The organism is Vogesella mureinivorans (assembly GCF_007644035.1).
GTDB lineage: Bacteria > Pseudomonadota > Gammaproteobacteria > Burkholderiales > Chromobacteriaceae > Vogesella > Vogesella mureinivorans.
Genome location: NZ_VMTV02000471.1, coordinates 98558 through 113662 on the forward strand (window position 1 = coordinate 98558; position 15105 = coordinate 113662).

Annotated in this window: 11 protein-coding genes and 2 riboswitches; of the genes, 5 read left to right on the forward strand and 6 right to left on the reverse strand. The window is 59.6% G+C overall.

Going from position 1 to position 15105, the window contains the following annotated elements:
• The first annotated feature begins 11 nt into the window (after positions 1 to 11).
• A complete protein-coding gene (locus FLQ44_RS12800) occupies positions 12 to 236 on the forward strand; it encodes a hypothetical protein (protein ID WP_147694696.1) in 225 nt (74 codons plus the stop codon).
• Between the two features lie 89 nt (positions 237 to 325).
• On the opposite strand, the gene FLQ44_RS12805 is transcribed toward FLQ44_RS12800, so the two are convergent.
• Together FLQ44_RS12805 and FLQ44_RS12810 are read right to left on the reverse strand one after the other, a co-directional pair.
• Entirely contained in the window at positions 326 to 1105 is a 780-nt protein-coding gene (locus FLQ44_RS12805) for a CPBP family intramembrane glutamic endopeptidase (RefSeq protein ID WP_206208867.1), read from the reverse strand.
• 154 nt (positions 1106 to 1259) lie between these two features.
• A complete protein-coding gene (locus tag FLQ44_RS12810; protein WP_147694698.1) occupies positions 1260 to 2543 on the reverse strand; it encodes an O-acetylhomoserine aminocarboxypropyltransferase/cysteine synthase family protein in 1284 nt (427 codons plus the stop codon).
• Positions 2544 to 2733: 190 nt separating this feature from the next.
• Here FLQ44_RS12810 and FLQ44_RS12815 point away from each other — a divergent pair, with 190 nt between their 5' ends.
• Positions 2734 to 5349: a putative bifunctional diguanylate cyclase/phosphodiesterase gene (locus FLQ44_RS12815; RefSeq protein ID WP_170252968.1), complete on the forward strand. Its 2616-nt coding sequence runs from the start codon at positions 2734 to 2736 to the stop codon at positions 5347 to 5349.
• A 131-nt stretch (positions 5350 to 5480) separates the two neighbouring features.
• Here the strand turns inward: FLQ44_RS12815 and FLQ44_RS12820 are convergent, their stop codons facing one another.
• The gene (locus FLQ44_RS12820; protein ID WP_147694700.1) at positions 5481 to 6782 is read right to left on the reverse strand and encodes a hemolysin family protein; all 1302 of its coding nucleotides are present in this window, start codon (positions 6780 to 6782) and stop codon (positions 5481 to 5483) included.
• A 182-nt stretch (positions 6783 to 6964) separates the two neighbouring features.
• Here FLQ44_RS12820 and FLQ44_RS12825 point away from each other — a divergent pair, with 182 nt between their 5' ends.
• Positions 6965 to 8590 (forward strand): methyl-accepting chemotaxis protein, encoded by a 1626-nt coding sequence (locus FLQ44_RS12825; protein WP_170252969.1) that lies wholly within the window; start codon positions 6965 to 6967, stop codon positions 8588 to 8590.
• 115 nt (positions 8591 to 8705) lie between these two features.
• On the opposite strand, the gene gcvP is transcribed toward FLQ44_RS12825, so the two are convergent.
• From gcvP to gcvT, 3 genes are all read right to left on the reverse strand, one after another.
• On the reverse strand, positions 8706 to 11561 hold the full coding sequence (gene gcvP / locus FLQ44_RS12830; protein ID WP_147694702.1) for an aminomethyl-transferring glycine dehydrogenase: 2856 nt from the start codon (positions 11559 to 11561) through the stop codon (positions 8706 to 8708).
• Between the two features lie 207 nt (positions 11562 to 11768).
• A complete protein-coding gene (gene gcvH / locus FLQ44_RS12835; protein WP_147694703.1) occupies positions 11769 to 12155 on the reverse strand; it encodes a glycine cleavage system protein GcvH in 387 nt (128 codons plus the stop codon).
• A 75-nt stretch (positions 12156 to 12230) separates the two neighbouring features.
• Positions 12231 to 13316 (reverse strand): glycine cleavage system aminomethyltransferase GcvT, encoded by a 1086-nt coding sequence (gene gcvT / locus FLQ44_RS12840; protein WP_147694704.1) that lies wholly within the window; start codon positions 13314 to 13316, stop codon positions 12231 to 12233.
• 32 nt (positions 13317 to 13348) lie between these two features.
• Positions 13349 to 13445, reverse strand: a riboswitch (glycine riboswitch).
• 7 nt (positions 13446 to 13452) lie between these two features.
• Positions 13453 to 13553, reverse strand: a riboswitch (glycine riboswitch).
• 422 nt (positions 13554 to 13975) lie between these two features.
• On the opposite strand from gcvT, the gene FLQ44_RS12845 reads away from it, so the two are divergent.
• Entirely contained in the window at positions 13976 to 14539 is a 564-nt protein-coding gene (locus FLQ44_RS12845) for a DUF4339 domain-containing protein (RefSeq protein WP_147694705.1), read from the forward strand.
• 90 nt (positions 14540 to 14629) lie between these two features.
• Positions 14630 to 14968, forward strand: a complete 339-nt coding sequence (locus FLQ44_RS12850; protein WP_147694706.1) for a hypothetical protein — start codon at positions 14630 to 14632, stop codon at positions 14966 to 14968.
• Positions 14969 to 15105: the final 137 nt, after the last annotated feature.

Consider the following 15105-nt stretch of genomic DNA (forward strand, 5'->3'; position numbering starts at 1 on the left):
AGGCTTACATCATGGGTAATCTCAGCTGGTGCGCCGCAGTGCGCGGGCAGGACGCTTATCACCAGGCCACTGCCATGCTCAAAGCAATTGAAGAACATAAACAGGCTATAGCCAGGCTGGAAACCAGCCTGGCAACACTGGGTGACATCGTGGATTTGGCACGCGTAGACCGCATGGCCGCCCAGCTACTGGTAGAAGAGCGCCTATCAATAAGCGACCACAAACAGAGCGGTTAAACCGCCTACCATAGTCTGATACCGCAAGGTGCCAACTATAACGGCCAGCCCTGGCAACAGGGTTGGCCGCTCTTCTTTGTGGTTACCCGCTAGCGCAGCTGCGGGTAGCTCAGCCAGGCCAGGTGCAGCACATTAAACCCCGTATGCAGCAAGACAGCGTAAGCCAGCCGGCCGGTAGCGGCATACAGCAGCGCGTACGCGGCGCCAGCCAGCGTGGCCACCAGCGCCCACAGCACGCCACCGGGCACATGCACCAGGCCAAACAGCGCAGCGGATAACAGGCAGCGCTGCCACAGCGGCCAGCGTGCCGCCGCCGCAAACACGCCCTGCCGAAACAGCGCCTCTTCCGGCAAAGACACCAGCAGCAGGTTGGCCGCCAGCCACGGTAGCCACCAGGCCGGCCATTTGGGCTGCCACGTCAGCAGCCCACTCGCCATTGCCAGCCCCAGCGCGGCCAACAGGCAGGCTGCGCACGCAAGCAGCCATTGACCCCGCTTTGCCACCCCTGGCAAAGCCACGCGCGGCAGGCACAGCAGCAGCCACAAGCCGGCTAGGCCCTTATCCCAGTGCCAGTACAGGGTGTAGGGCTTGCTGTTGTCAGCCAGCGCGCCCTGCCACCAGCGCGGCGGGTAAAAGCCGGGCAAGGCGTGCAGCGCCAAAGCCAGTATCAGCACCACCGCTGCCAGCCACGGCCAGCGCGCCTGCGGCCAACGCTGGCACAGCCAGGCGGCCAACCCCAGCAGCAGGTAGGCCAGGCACGCCTGCACCCCTAACACACCCGCCCACAGCGCCATGGCGGAGGCTGGCAGCGCCATGCCCAGCGCTAGCCGGCGGCGCCCGGCCAGGGCCGCCAACAGGGAGATCGCCAAAAGCGTAAAGGCAGCCAGCACGGGCCAATCGGGGACGGTATAAGGCATGGCGGGGTAAGAAAACGGTAAAGCGCGCCAGTGTAGCGCAAGGCAAAAGCACTGCGGCCAACCTTGGGCAGGTTGGCCGCAACGGTACTGCAGTCAGGGTGGCGAGTTACGCCTGGCGCACAGCGGCGTCCAGCGCCTGCACCACGTCGGCCAGGATATCGTCCACGTGCTCGATACCGATGGACAGGCGGATCAGCTCCGGCTTCACGCCGGCACGCAGCTGCTCTTGCGGCGACAGCTGACGGTGCGTGGTGGATGCCGGGTGGCACGCCAGGCTCTTGGCGTCGCCAATATTCACCAAGCGCGTCACCAGCTGCAGCGCATCGATAAAGCGGCCACCGGCCTCTACCCCGCCCTTGATACCAAACGACAGGATACCCGACGCGCGGCCGCCCATGTATTTGTCCACCAGCGGGCGGCTGGGGTGGCCTTCCAGCGCGGCGTACTCCACCCATTCCACGGCCGGGTGCTGCTGCAGGTACTGCGCCACTTTCAGCGTGTTGTCGCAGATGCGGTCCAGGCGCAATGCCAGCGTTTCGATACCCAGCAGGATCTGGTGCGCGTTAAATGGCGAGATCGCCGCGCCCATATTGCGCAGCGGCACCACGCGGGCGCGGGCAATGTAAGCCGCCGCGCCCAGCACTTCTACGTAGTTCACGCCGTGGTAGCTCACGTCTGGCGTGTTCAGGCGCACAAAGCGCTCTTTGTGCTCGCCCCACGGGAACTTGCCGCCATCCACGATGATGCCGCCAATGCTGGTACCGTGGCCGCCCAGGTATTTGGTCAGGCTGTGCACCACGATGTCGGCACCGTGCTCGAACGGGCGGCACAGGTAAGGCGACGGCACGGTGTTATCCACAATCAGCGGCAGGCCGTGCTTGTGTGCCTCGGCAGCAAAGGCGCCAAAGTCCACCACATTGCCCAGCGGGTTGCCGATGGATTCGCAGAATACCGCCTTGGTCTTGTCGTCCACGTTGGCCGCAATATCCTGCGGGCGCGCCGGGTCGATAAAGCGCACGGTAATGCCCAGCTGCGGGAAGGTGTGGGCAAACAGGTTATAGGTGCCGCCGTACAGCGTGCTGGTAGCAATAATGTTGTCGCCGGCCTCGGCAATGGTCTGGATCGCATAGCTGATGGCCGCCATGCCGGACGCGACCGCCAGCGCGCCAATACCGCCTTCCAGCGCGGCCACGCGCTTTTCCAGCACGTCGGTGGTGGGGTTCATGATGCGGGTGTAGATATTGCCCTGCACCTTCAGGTCGAACAGGTCGGCACCGTGCTGGGTGCTGTCAAAAGCGTAGCTGGTGGTCTGGTACAGCGGTACCGCTACGGCTTTGGTGGTCGGGTCGGGGCTGTAGCCCCCGTGTACGGCAAGCGTTTCCAGTTTCATCTTTGTCGATCCCAATGGGTGATTATCACCGGCCGGCATCATGGCAGGCCGCAGGCCATACCTTAGCGTCATGCCGCCACAAGATAAAGCCTGTTTTTTGCAAAGCTTTGCAAGCCAGCTGGACATGCAGCGTCCAGGCAAGCTGCCCGCCAGCAGCTATGATTCAATAAAACAAGATAACGGGTTACCCATGTTGCAACGACACTTCCCGCTAGCACGCACCATCAGCCGCCAGATGTTCTGGCTGCAGGCATTGCTGGTCATCCTGCTGCTCAGTGCCATGACGTTCCTGCACTACTACAGCGACGAACAAACGTGGCAGCTGGCAGAAGAAAGCCGCAGCCACGCGCGCGAACAACAACAGCTGGCAGACACCGTGTCACACCTGGGCGATCTGCATAACCGGCTGATCCTGCTGGTAGAAGAACAAGAGGCCGGGCAGCTTGGCGCCACCGATATCATGCGGCGCAAGCTTAGTCTGCAACAAGCGCTGAACCGGCTTACGCGGAACACCCTGGCGCTGGGTGAGCAAAGCTGGCAAAGCCCAGGCCTGGCTAGTCTGGTACGCGATATCCAGGCCGACCTGATGCGCTACCACACCCAGGCGGGCAAGCTGCTGCAACTGCTACCCAGCGAAACCGAGGCCGCAGAAGAACAGGCCCTGATCATCAGCCGCCAGGTAACCCATGACATGGAAAAACTGCGCAAGCTGGCACGCCAGCAGCGCGAACTGTCCATCCGGCACTTCGAGGCCGGCCTGCAAGACACCCTGCACACTGGCCAGCGCATGCAAAACATTCTGCTGGGCCTGCTATTCGCCGCCCTGGGCTTGATAGGCTGGCGCATGCACCGCATTGGCAGCCAGCTGCAACGCACCGAAGCCTTATTGATGGCACTGGGCAACGGCGATACCCGCATAGAACCCCCGCCAGGCGATGCCCTGTTTCGCCCGGTGTTTGATGCACTGCGGCGCTTTCGCACCTTGCTGCTGAGCCAGCAAGCGCTGCTGGCCAGCAGTGAAGCCCAGCAGCAAAAGCTGGAACACATGGTGAACGAGCGCACCGCCCACCTGCAGCAAGCCAACCGCCAGCTGGAAGACGAAATCCGCCAGCGCCAGCAGGCAGAAAAGCGCCGCCGCCTGTACGAAATGGTGTTCGAGCACACCGAAGATGCCGTAATCATCACCACGCCCGATACCCATATCGTGGCGGCCAACCCTGCCTATCAGATGATGACCGGCATGACACCGGACGAGCTGTACGGCAAGCGCCCGCCCATCACCCGCTCCGGCCACCACGACCGCCAGTTTTACCAGCAGCTCTGGGCCCAGCTCTCCAGCGCCGGGCGCTGGCAAGGCGAAGTGGTGAACCGCCACACCGACGGCAGCCTGGTGCACGCCCTGCTCACCATCAATGCCGCCACCGAGCCCGATGGCTCGGTCACACACTATGTGGGCATTCTGTCCGACATTACCCAGCTCAAGCTGGCGGAAACCCAGCTACGCCGGCTGGCCTACTACGACCCGCTCACCGCCCTGCCCAACCGCGTGCTGCTGAAAGACCGCCTGGCGCACGAGATCGACATTGCCCGCGAAGAAAAGCGCAGCTTTGCCACCATGCTGCTGGATCTGGACCGCTTCAAATACGTGAACGACACGCTGGGGCACAAAGCCGGCGACGAGCTGCTGATGGACGTGGCCGAACGCCTGCGCGGCACAGTGCGGCTGGAAGACACGGTAGCGCGGCTATCCGGGGACGAGTTTTGCATTATCGTGCGTGACTGCAGCCCCTCGCACGTGGCGCGCACCGCCGAGGCCATCGTCAGCGTGCTAAACCTGCCCTTCCGCCTGGAGGCACGCGACGCCGAGGTGGGCGCCAGCATCGGCATTGCCATGTTCCCCGGCGATGGCGAAAGCACCGAACACCTGATGAAAAATGCCGACGCCGCCATGTATCAGGCCAAGGCGCTGGGGCGTAACCGCTATTGTTTTTTCGAGCCTGCCATCGAGGCTCGGCTGCGTGACGAGATGGAGCTGTTCACCCAGCTGCGCCACGCCATCGAAGCGCAGCAGTTTGTGCTGCACTACCAGCCCGTCGTGCCGCTGGCAGCGGGGCTGGGCAGCTATGGCGAGGCGCTATTGCGCTGGCCTGGTGGTGGCAGCCAGGCCTCGCCGGGGGTGTTTATCCCGTTTGCCGAACAGCACGGCCTGATAGAAGGCATAGGGGATTTCGTACTGGAGGCCGCCTGCCGCTTTGTCGCGCTCAGCGTAGAACAAGGCCAGCCGCAGAGCATCAGCATTAACCTGTCGGCACGCCAGCTGGCCATGAGCAACCTGCCCGAGCGGCTGGTGCAAGCGGTATCACAGCATGGCATACCCGCGTCTGCCATCGAGCTGGAGCTGACCGAATCGTCGCTGATCCAGAACCTGGAGGCCATTTCGGTCACGCTGACCCGGCTGCGCCAGGCGGGCTTTCGCATTGCCATTGATGACTTTGGCGCCGGCTACTCCTCGCTGAACTATCTGGTGGAGCTGCCGGTAGACAAGGTCAAAATCGACCAGCGCTTTATCTGGAGCCTGTTCAACAGCCCGCGCAACCAGGCCGTGGTGAAAGCGATTCTGTCGCTGGCACGGACCATCGGCATCCAGACCGTGGCAGAAGGCGTGGAAACCGCCGAACAGCTGGCGTTCCTGCAAGCGCATGGTTGCCACTATGTGCAGGGCTATTACCTGGCCAGGCCCATGGGCCAGCAAGACTTTCTGGCCTTCCAGCAGCTAGGCCCTGCCAGCATGACGCCTGCGGGCTAAGCTGCGGCCAACCCCTAGCGCACCGCCAGCGCTACGCCACCGAGCAGGCCTGAAAACAAAACCCCCTGCCGGGTAAGCGGCAGGGGGTTCCGGATGTGGCAGTACTGGCGAGCCAGTGCCTTGGCCGGGGGCTAGTCTGCTACAGGCGCCGGCGGCGGGGCGATCACCAGCACCTTGTCTACCCGGGTGCGGTCCATATCCATCACCTCAAAGCTGAAACCGTTCCACACCACCTTGTCGGCGGCGGTGGGTACGCGGCCCAGCATGAACATGACAAAGCCGCCCAGGGTCTGGAAATTACCCGACTCTTCACCCTCGATGCTGTCCAGCTCGAAGTGCTCTTTGAAGTCTTCCAGCGACATCATGCCGTCCACCAGCCAGCTGCCGTCTTCGCGCTGCACGATTTCGTCGTCGCCGTCACCGGCCTCGGTCGGCAGGTCGCCCACAATGGCTTCCATCACGTCGTTAATGGTGACCAGGCCTTCGATTTCGCCGTATTCGTCCACCACCAGCGCAGTATGGTTACGCGTGCGCTTGAACTGCTCCAAAAGCTGCATCGGGCTGATGGCTTCCGGCACGTACAGCGGCGGGCGCACCGACTCGGCCAGTTTTACCGACTTGTCGTCCAGCAGGCGGTGCAGCAGGTCTTTGGCCTGCACCATGCCCAGTACGTTCTCGAAACCGCCTTTTACCACCGGGTAGCGGGTAAATACGCTGCCACGAATGATCTTGAGGTTTTCTTCCAGCGGGTCTTCTACATCCAGCGCAATGATGTCCTTGCGCGGCGTCATGATGGAGACCACCTTCTTTTCGTCCAGGCTGAAGATGTTTTCCACCAGCTCCTGCTCGGCGCGGTCGAAGATACCTTCGTCGGCACCCTGCTCCATCAGTACCTTGATTTCTTCTTCGGTAATGGACGGGTCTTTGTTCTTTTTTACCCCCAGCACACGCAGCACTGCCTCGGTAGACAGGCTCAGCAGGCGTACCACCGGCGAGGTCACGCGGGCCAGCAGCAGCATGGGGCGCGCCAGCACGGACGCCAGCACCTCGGGGTTTTGCATACCCACGCGCTTGGGTACCAGCTCGCCGATGATCAGCGAGAAATAGGTAATCAGCATCACCGTGACGATAAGCGCAATGGGGCGGGCAAACTCGGCCAGTAGCGGGTTGGTTTCCAGATACGCTTGCAGCCGGTCGGCAATGGCGGCTTCACCAAAGGCACCGGACAGAATGCCGATCAGGGTAATGCCGATCTGGATGGTAGACAGGAAGCGGGTAGGCTCTTCTGCCAGCTTGAGCGCGGCAGCGGCGCCACGGTTGCCTTCGTCTGCCCACTGCTGCAAGCGAACCTTGCGCGAGGAGACGATAGCGATTTCGGTCATGGCAAAGATGCCATTAAGGAGGAAAAGTACAACTAATATAAGCACGTCCATTGGACAGGGTGAACACCATATAAAGAAGACGTCACCATTCTACATGCTGCCAGTTTTTTCGCCACTCCCGCCCCACCTGTCTGTATGCCATGAAAATGATGCATCAATCATTGGCAAGCCATATCCCAAGCACTATAAATAAAAACGCTGGGTCGATACCGCACCATTTTCAAGGAAATACCATGAAGCACATATCGTTGCGCACCCACCTCATCCTGATGGTGAGTATCGCCATTCTTTTTTGCGTGGCGCTGGGTACGAGCGGTTTGCTAGGCTCCCGCATCATCGCCAGCGAAGTAAACGACTTGCTGAATACCCAGAAAATGATCCGCCAGCAAACCGAAGCCGACATGATGCACGACGCGGTGCGCTCGGACGTGCTGTCGGCGCTGTACCGCGACAAGCTGGGTGAAAAGGACAAGCTCAAGGGTATTGCGGCAGACCTGGCCGAGCATGCCAAACATTTTCGCGAATTGATGGCCGATAACACCCAGCGCGCCAGCGGCAACGCCCAGCTGACAGCACTGTATGGTGAAGTGATACCGCAAGTAGAGCGCTATCTGCAGTCGGCCAGCGTCATCATCGGCAGCCTGGAAAGCCAGCCGGACAAAGCACTGGCTACCCTGCCCGCTTTCGAACAGGACTTTGACGCGCTGGAAGGCGGCATGGAAAAAGTGACCGATGCCATCGAGCAGTCTTCCGACAGCGCACAACACACGGTAGATGCCGGCATCAGCAAGCAGTCCATCATCAGCGGCACGCTGGCGCTGGTTGCTGCCCTGCTGCTGGCGGCCTACGCAGCGGTACTCAGCCGGCTGCTGCTGCGCCCCCTGCGGGCGCTCACCAATACCGCCAACCAGGTGATCAAAACCGGCAACCTGAGCCTGCGTGTAGATGACCATGCCGGGCTGGAGCTGGCGGTATCGATACAAGCCTTCAACCGCATGCTGAAGTCCCAGCAAAAGCTGGTAGCCCAGCTGCAAGACGTCGCCGGCTCGCTGGAAAGTACCAGCGGCAGCATCGGCGAGCTAACGTCGCGGGTGCGCAGTGATGCCGAAGCACAAAGCAGCTCGGCCGAGCACATCAGCAGCGCCATCAGCCAGATGAGCCATAGCGTGGCCAACGTTAGCCAGAGCACACGCAGCGCGCTGGAATGCAGCCAGGCGGCGGGCGAGCAGGCACGCAACAGCAGCCAGACAGTCACGCAGTCGGCCAACGCCATCCTGGCCGCAACAGAATCGGTACAGCATGTTTCCAACGTGATTCACTCGCTGGAAAGCAGCGCTATGCAGATTGGCCAGGTGGTAGAGGCCATCAGTGGCATTGCCGAGCAAACCAACCTGCTGGCGCTGAATGCCGCCATCGAGGCGGCCCGTGCCGGCGAAAGCGGCCGCGGTTTTGCCGTGGTAGCAGACGAAGTGCGTAACCTGGCTGAGCGCACCAGCACGGCTACCAAAGAAATCCAGACCATGGTGTCGGGCATACAGACGTCAGCGCAGCAAGCGGTTCACGCCATGGAAGGTGGCATACGCCAGGTAGCGCAGAGCTCGGAAGACGCACAAAAAGCCGGTAATGCCATCGAGCTGATTGAAGAACGTACCCGCTTGAGCGTCAGCACCATGGGGCAGATTCACCAGGAGCTGCAAGAGCAAGCCAGCGCCAGCCAGGACATAGCCGGCAATGCCGACCGGGTATCCGAGATGGCCAAACGCACCTTGGGCAGCGCACTGGAAGTAGAAACAGAAACCCGCCGCCTGCAGCAGCTGGCGCAAAGCCTCAATAAAACCCTGGCCAGCTTTAGCGGCTAGGCTGCCCTGCCCTGACGGGCATACGCCAAGACACAAATAAAAACCCCGCCGGCTTGCGCTGGCGGGGTTTTGCTTTGCCTGCGGCCAACCTGGCAGGTTGGCCGCACGGTGGCGCTTACTCGTAGTTGTCGATAGACGGGCAGCTGCACACCAGGTTGCGGTCGCCGTATACGTCGTCGATACGGTTCACGCTAGGCCAGAACTTGTTTTCCAGCACGTACGGCAGCGGGAAGAACGCCTGCTCGCGGGTGTACGGGCGGGTCCACTCGCCGGCGATATCGGCCTTGCTGTGCGGTGCGTGGCACAGCGGGTTGTTGTCTTTTGGCCATACACCGTTCTGTACCGCGTCGATTTCCTGGCGGATAGACACCATGGCGGCAATGAAACGGTCCAGCTCGGCCTTGGACTCGGACTCGGTCGGCTCGATCATCAGCGTACCCGCTACCGGGAAGCTCATGGTCGGGGCGTGGAAGCCGTAGTCCATCAGACGCTTGGCCACGTCTACCTCGGTCACGCCGGAGGCAGCCTTCAGCGGGCGCAGGTCGATGATGCACTCGTGCGCTACACGGCCATTCTTGCCGGTGTACAGCACCGGGTAATGGGCTGCCAGCTTGTCTTTCAGGTAGTTGGCGTTCAGCAGCGCGATCTCGGTAGAACGCTTGGCGCCCTCGGCCCCCATCATGCGGATATACATGTAGGAGATCGGCAGGATGGATGCCGAGCCGAACGGCGCAGCGGAAACCGCGCTCTGGCCCGCTACCGCACCCGGTACTTCGGCTACCACGTGGTTGGCCATGAACGGCGCCAGGTGCGCTTTCATGCCGATCGGGCCCATGCCCGGGCCGCCACCGCCGTGCGGAATGCAGAAGGTTTTGTGCAGGTTCATGTGCAGCACGTCGGCGCCAATGTCGGCCGGGCGGGTCAGGCCCACCTGCGCGTTCATGTTGGCACCGTCCATGTACACCTGGCCGCCGTTGGCGTGCACCAGTTCGCAGATTTCCTTGATGGACTCTTCGAACACGCCGTGGGTGGACGGGTAGGTAATCATCAGCGCGCCCAGGTTGGCCGCATGCTGCTCGGCCTTGGCCTGCATGTCGGCCATGTCCACGTTGCCGTTGTCGTCGGTTTTCACCACCACCACTTGCATGCCCAGCATCTGCGCGGTAGCCGGGTTGGTACCGTGCGCCGATTGCGGAATCAGGCAGATGGTGCGGTGCGCGTCGCCACGGCTGGTGTGGTAGCGGCGGATAGCCAGCAGGCCGGCGTACTCGCCCTGCGCGCCGGAGTTAGGCTGCATGGAGATGGCGTCAAAGCCGGTAATGGCCAGCAGCTGCTGTTGCAGGCCGGCTATCATTTCCAGGTAGCCGGCGGCCTGCTCGCGCGGGGCGAACGGGTGCATGTTGGCAAACTCTGGCCAGGTCACCGGAATCATCTCGCTGGTGGCGTTCAGCTTCATGGTGCAACTGCCCAGGCTGATCATGCTGTGGTTCATGGCCAGGTCGCGGTTTTCCAGCTTCTTCAGGTAGCGCAGCATCTCGTGCTCGCTGTGGTGCTCGTTGAACACCGGGTGGCTGAGGATGGCGGATTCGCGCTTCAGGCTGGCCGGGATCGCGTCGGCAGCGGCAGCGTCCAGCGCGGCAATGTCGGCAGCCTTGCCAGTGAAGATTTCAATCAGCTGGGCCAGGTCGGCTTCGGTAGCGGCTTCGTGGAAGGCCACACCCAGTACGCCGTTACCCGCGTCGCGCACGTTGATGCCGGCAGCCAGCGCAGCGGCGTACACGTTGGCCGCATCGGCACCCAGCTCGACCTGTACGGTGTCGTAGAACTGTTCGAATTTCAGCTTGCCGCCCGCCGCTTTCACCGCGTGGGCGAAGATGGCAGCCAGGCGGTGGATACGCTGGGCAATGCGCTTCACGCCGGCCGGGCCGTGGTACACGGCGTACATGCCGGCCATATTGGCCAGCAGTACCTGGCTGGTGCAGATGTTGGAGTTGGCTTTTTCGCGGCGGATGTGCTGTTCGCGGGTTTGCAGCGCCATGCGTAGCGCGGTCTTGCCTTTGGCATCGATGGACACGCCAATGATGCGGCCAGGGGCCGAGCGCTTCATGTCGTCGCGGAAGGCAAAGTAGGCAGCGTGCGGGCCGCCAAAGCCCATCGGCACGCCAAAGCGCTGGGTGTTACCCAGTGCTACGTCGGCGCCCATCTCGGCTGGCGACTTCAACGCCACCAGCGCCATCACGTCGGCCGCCACGATGGCCACGCCACCTTTGGCTTTGACGGCAGCAATGTACGGGGTCAGATCCAGCACGTCGCCGGCTTCGCCCGGGTACTGGAACAGCGCGCCAAAGTAGTCGCCATTGCCGGCTTCTTCCGGGTGGCCCAGTACCAGCTCGAAACCGAAGTACTCGGCACGGGTTTTCAGCACGTCCAGGGTTTGCGGCAGCACGCGGCTATCCACAAAGAAACGGTCGCCTTTTACCTTGGAAGCACGGCGAGCCAGCGCCATGCCTTCGGCGGCGGCGGTGGCTTCGTCCAGCAGCGAGGCGTTGGCAATGTCCAAGCCGGTGAGGTCGATCACCATTTGCTGGTAGTTCAGCAGCGCTTCCAGGCGGCCCTGGGCGATTTCGGCCTGGTACGGGGTGTAGGCGGTGTACCAGCCCGGGTTTTCCAGCACGTTACGCAGGATCACGCCGGGGGTAATCACCGGGTAGTAACCCATGCCGATAAACGACTTGTTGATCACGTTCTTGCTGGCCACGGCTTTCAGGTCGGCCAGGGCGTCTACTTCGCGCTGTGCTGCAGGCAGATCCAGCGCACGGTTAAAGCGGATACCGGCCGGCACGGTTTGTGCCACCAGGTCTTCCAGCGAGCTGGCGCCGATTTCGGCCAGCATCTGCTGTTGTTCGGCATCGCACGGGCCGATGTGGCGGGCGATGAATTCTTGATGATTGAAGAGTTGCGAGAGAGACATGTCTGCGATTCCGTCTGTATATCGGCCACGAATGGCTTACTGCTTGGCCACGAAAACCACAAAAGACACAAAAATGATCCAGGCAAAGTCATGGCTTGCCTAGTACACGTCAGCAATGGAAGCGTTCGTGTTGTTTCGTGGGTTTCGTGGCAAAAAATTCGTGGCAAAAAAAATGCCCCACCATCTTGCGATGGCAGGGCCGTTTTATCAGGCGCCGATTTCGGCTGCGTAGGCAGCGGCGTCCAGCAGGCCATCCAGATCAGCGGCGTTGGCCGGCTTGATCTTGAAGAACCAGCCTGCGGCGTACGGCTCGCTGTTGGCCAGCTCCGGGTTGGCTTCCAGTTCGGCGTTTACTGCCAGGATTTCGCCTGCGATCGGGGCGTACACGTCGGAAGCGGCTTTTACCGATTCCACTACGCCGGCTTGCTCTTCGGCAGCCAGGTTGGCGCCTACGGCAGGCAGCTCGACAAATACGATGTCACCCAGCAGCTCTTGCGCGTGCTCGGTAATACCCACGGTCACGGAGCCGTCGGCTTCCAGGCGCAGCCATTCGTGGCTGGATACGTATTTCAGTTCGGCAGGAATGTTGCTCATCGTTTCTCTCCAGAAAAATGTGTCGTGATGGTGTAGCAGGGCAGGCTCTTGCTCGCCCCGTCGTTATACACCAGCTTATTCAAAAACTTTCTTGCCGTTACGTACGAACGGCATTTTCACCACACGCACGTCGGTCAGCGTGCCGCGCAGGTCTACCTGGGCGGTAGCCGCAGTGGCAGCCGGTACGCGGGCGATGGCGATGGAATGCTTGAGGGTGGGCGAGAAGGTACCGCTGGTGATGATGCCTTCGCCGATGCCGTCTACCACCACTTTCTGGCCTTCGCGCAGCACGCCGCGGCCTTCCAGCACCAGGCCTACCTGCTTCATGGCCACGCCAGCGGCTTTCTGGGCTTCCAGTGCGCTGCGGCCGATAAAGTCGCGGCCTTCGGTCATGGCAATAGTCCAGCCCATGCCGGCTTCCAGCGGGGAAACGCCGTCGTCCATATCGTGGCCGTACAGGTTCATGCCGGCTTCCAGGCGCAGCGTGTCGCGGGCGCCCAGGCCGATAGGCGCGACACCGGCGTCTTTCAGCTCGTTAAAGAAGGTAATGGCTTCGGTAGCGGGGATCATGATTTCCAGGCCGTCTTCACCGGTGTAGCCGGTGCGGGCAAAGAACCATTCGCCGGACGGCAGGCCCTGGAAGACTTTCAGCGCGCGGATGGCGTCGGCCAGCGCCGGCTTTACGCTGCAGACTTTGTCGATGGCGGTGGGGCCTTGCACGGCCAGCATGGCCAGGTCGCGGCGTACTTGCAGGGTCACGTCGAAACCGGCGGACTGCTTGGCCATCCAGGCCAGGTCTTTGTCGGTGGTGCCGGCGTTCACCACCATGCGATAACCAAAAGCGGTGAGGTATACGATCAGATCGTCTACCACACCGCCTTGTTCGTTCAGCATGCCGGAGTACAGTGCCTTGCCCTCGAAACCCAGCTTGGCTACATCGTTGGCAATCAGCTTTTGCAGCCAGGCCTTGGCGTCGCTACCGGTGATGTCCACCACGGTCATGTGGGATACGTCGAACATGCCGGCGTCGCTGCGCACGATCTCGTGCTCTTTCAGCTGGGAGCCATAGTGAATAGGCATTTCCCAGCCAGCGAAATCAACCATTTTCGCGCCGGAAGCCACGTGGGCATCAAATAGGGGGGTACGTTTCGGGGCCGTCATTGCAAGTCCTTAGGAGTGAGATTATCCCTGCCTCACACCCCTCTGTCCCTGCACCTGAGATTTTCCGGCATTGCGCCGTTAGCCCCTTCGGTGGACGCATCTTGTGCGCCGCTCTCCAGATTCTGCGGGGAAAACCCCGATTCTTGCAGTCCTTTTGCCTGAGCGATTGCGGGTGCACTTGCGCCTTCGGCGGCGGTTCTGCCCGGTGGGCAAACCGCTCTCTCCTGCGGAATGCGCGCATTATCGTTGCCACGGCGTGGCTTGGCAAGCTGGATTTGGCTTGAAACGGCAAAGTACAAAGATGTGACTTTCGCAATAGATACCAAGCTCAAGATTGGATGCAAAACCACCACACCACTGGAAACGCCATCCAATAGCATCTTCAGATTGGTTTCCAGACCGAAAACTCAACAAACAACACTCTGAGGAAGCACATCGTTAGATTTGCATTAAACAATAAGAATCACAACTTGCAGCCTGAGGTTCTGGATTTGACAAGACTCAAACCTTCGAGGTGGAACAGTGGCAATCGCTTGAAAAAATCCATATCAACTATTGCTTTTAGATAAAAAATGTGCAAAATGACAATCAATATGCCAAATGACAACTTGCATGCATGAATTCACGCGTACAGCCCGATAAGATAGTGGAGACTTCAAATGAACGATGCACAGGCAGCAGCAGAAGGCTGTTGGTACTACGAAGAAAATGGCCAGCGGAAGGGCCCCGTCACCGAAAGTGAGATGATTTCATTCATAAAATCATCCACAGTATATCGGGGCACTCCAGTATGGAAACAAGGTTTCCCTGACTGGAAGAAAATTGAAAATACTGATCTTCGAACTCATCTCGATAGTACTACGCCGCCACCACTTTCAGGAGAACACATAAGCAACACTATCGTTTGGATATTGGCATTCGCTCCACTGATTGGATATTTTATTGAATGGTTTGTCGCAGGGGTCATTTACAGTGAAAATCAATTTGCTGCTGAAATAGCAATGGCCAATGGGAAATACTGGTTCATTACACTAGCGCTGAACATTATATTATCCCTCGCAGACGAAAAGCATCTAAAAAATGCAGGCCACAACACAGAAAAATTCAAAGGATGGGTTTGGCTTGTCCCTGTATACCTATACCAGCGAGCGCAAGCAACAAAACAGAGTTTGGCATATTTCATTACGTGGATTGTTTGCTTTATTCTCATATGCCTAGGCTAAAGTACTAGATAAAAAATCAACCACATTGATTTTCAATTATTTTATAAACATATCCTCAAAGACACATTCCAACTTTCCACGGAGCTTATAATGGCTAAAGCAATCAAACTAAAAAACCCACACACAGGCTTGACAAAAACGGGCTACATAGGGTTTTCATGGACAACCTTCTTCTTCGGTTTTTTCCCTGCACTATTTCGTGGCGATTTTATTACCTTCATTGGCGGCTTCATCATTTCTATCATTATCGCACTTGTCACCGCAGGCATAGGTGCATTTTTCATCGGCATCATTTGGGCATTCATGTATAATAAATATTACACTCGAAAATTGATTGAAAAAGGCTACCAACTCAATGACACTCCAGAGCTAAACAGAGAGGCAGCTTCCATCCTTGATATTTCGTCACCAACAACCGACACCATATAGAATTATCAAATATAATTAATCTAATAGCCATTATAAAATCAATATCCGGCTAGTATATTAAGTAATTATAGATAGTAAATAACAAGGCCCAGCGTGTTAACCACGCTGGGCCTTGCATCATAGTGGCCGCAAGCTAC

Bases quoted from the DNA above. Each gene is read 5' to 3' on its own strand.
- FLQ44_RS12800 (WP_147694696.1), top strand. From the start codon at position 12: ATGGGTAATCTCAGCTGGTGCGCCGCAGTGCGCGGGCAGGACGCTTAT.
- FLQ44_RS12810 (WP_147694698.1), bottom strand. From the start codon at position 2,543: ATGAAACTGGAAACGCTTGCCGTACACGGGGGCTACAGCCCCGACCCG.
- FLQ44_RS12815 (WP_170252968.1), top strand. From the start codon at position 2,734: ATGTTGCAACGACACTTCCCGCTAGCACGCACCATCAGCCGCCAGATG.
- FLQ44_RS12820 (WP_147694700.1), bottom strand. From the start codon at position 6,782: ATGGACGTGCTTATATTAGTTGTACTTTTCCTCCTTAATGGCATCTTT.
- FLQ44_RS12825 (WP_170252969.1), top strand. From the start codon at position 6,965: ATGAAGCACATATCGTTGCGCACCCACCTCATCCTGATGGTGAGTATC.
- gcvP (WP_147694702.1), bottom strand. From the start codon at position 11,561: ATGTCTCTCTCGCAACTCTTCAATCATCAAGAATTCATCGCCCGCCAC.
- gcvH (WP_147694703.1), bottom strand. From the start codon at position 12,155: ATGAGCAACATTCCTGCCGAACTGAAATACGTATCCAGCCACGAATGG.
- gcvT (WP_147694704.1), bottom strand. From the start codon at position 13,316: ATGACGGCCCCGAAACGTACCCCCCTATTTGATGCCCACGTGGCTTCC.
- FLQ44_RS12845 (WP_147694705.1), top strand. From the start codon at position 13,976: ATGAACGATGCACAGGCAGCAGCAGAAGGCTGTTGGTACTACGAAGAA.
- FLQ44_RS12850 (WP_147694706.1), top strand. From the start codon at position 14,630: ATGGCTAAAGCAATCAAACTAAAAAACCCACACACAGGCTTGACAAAA.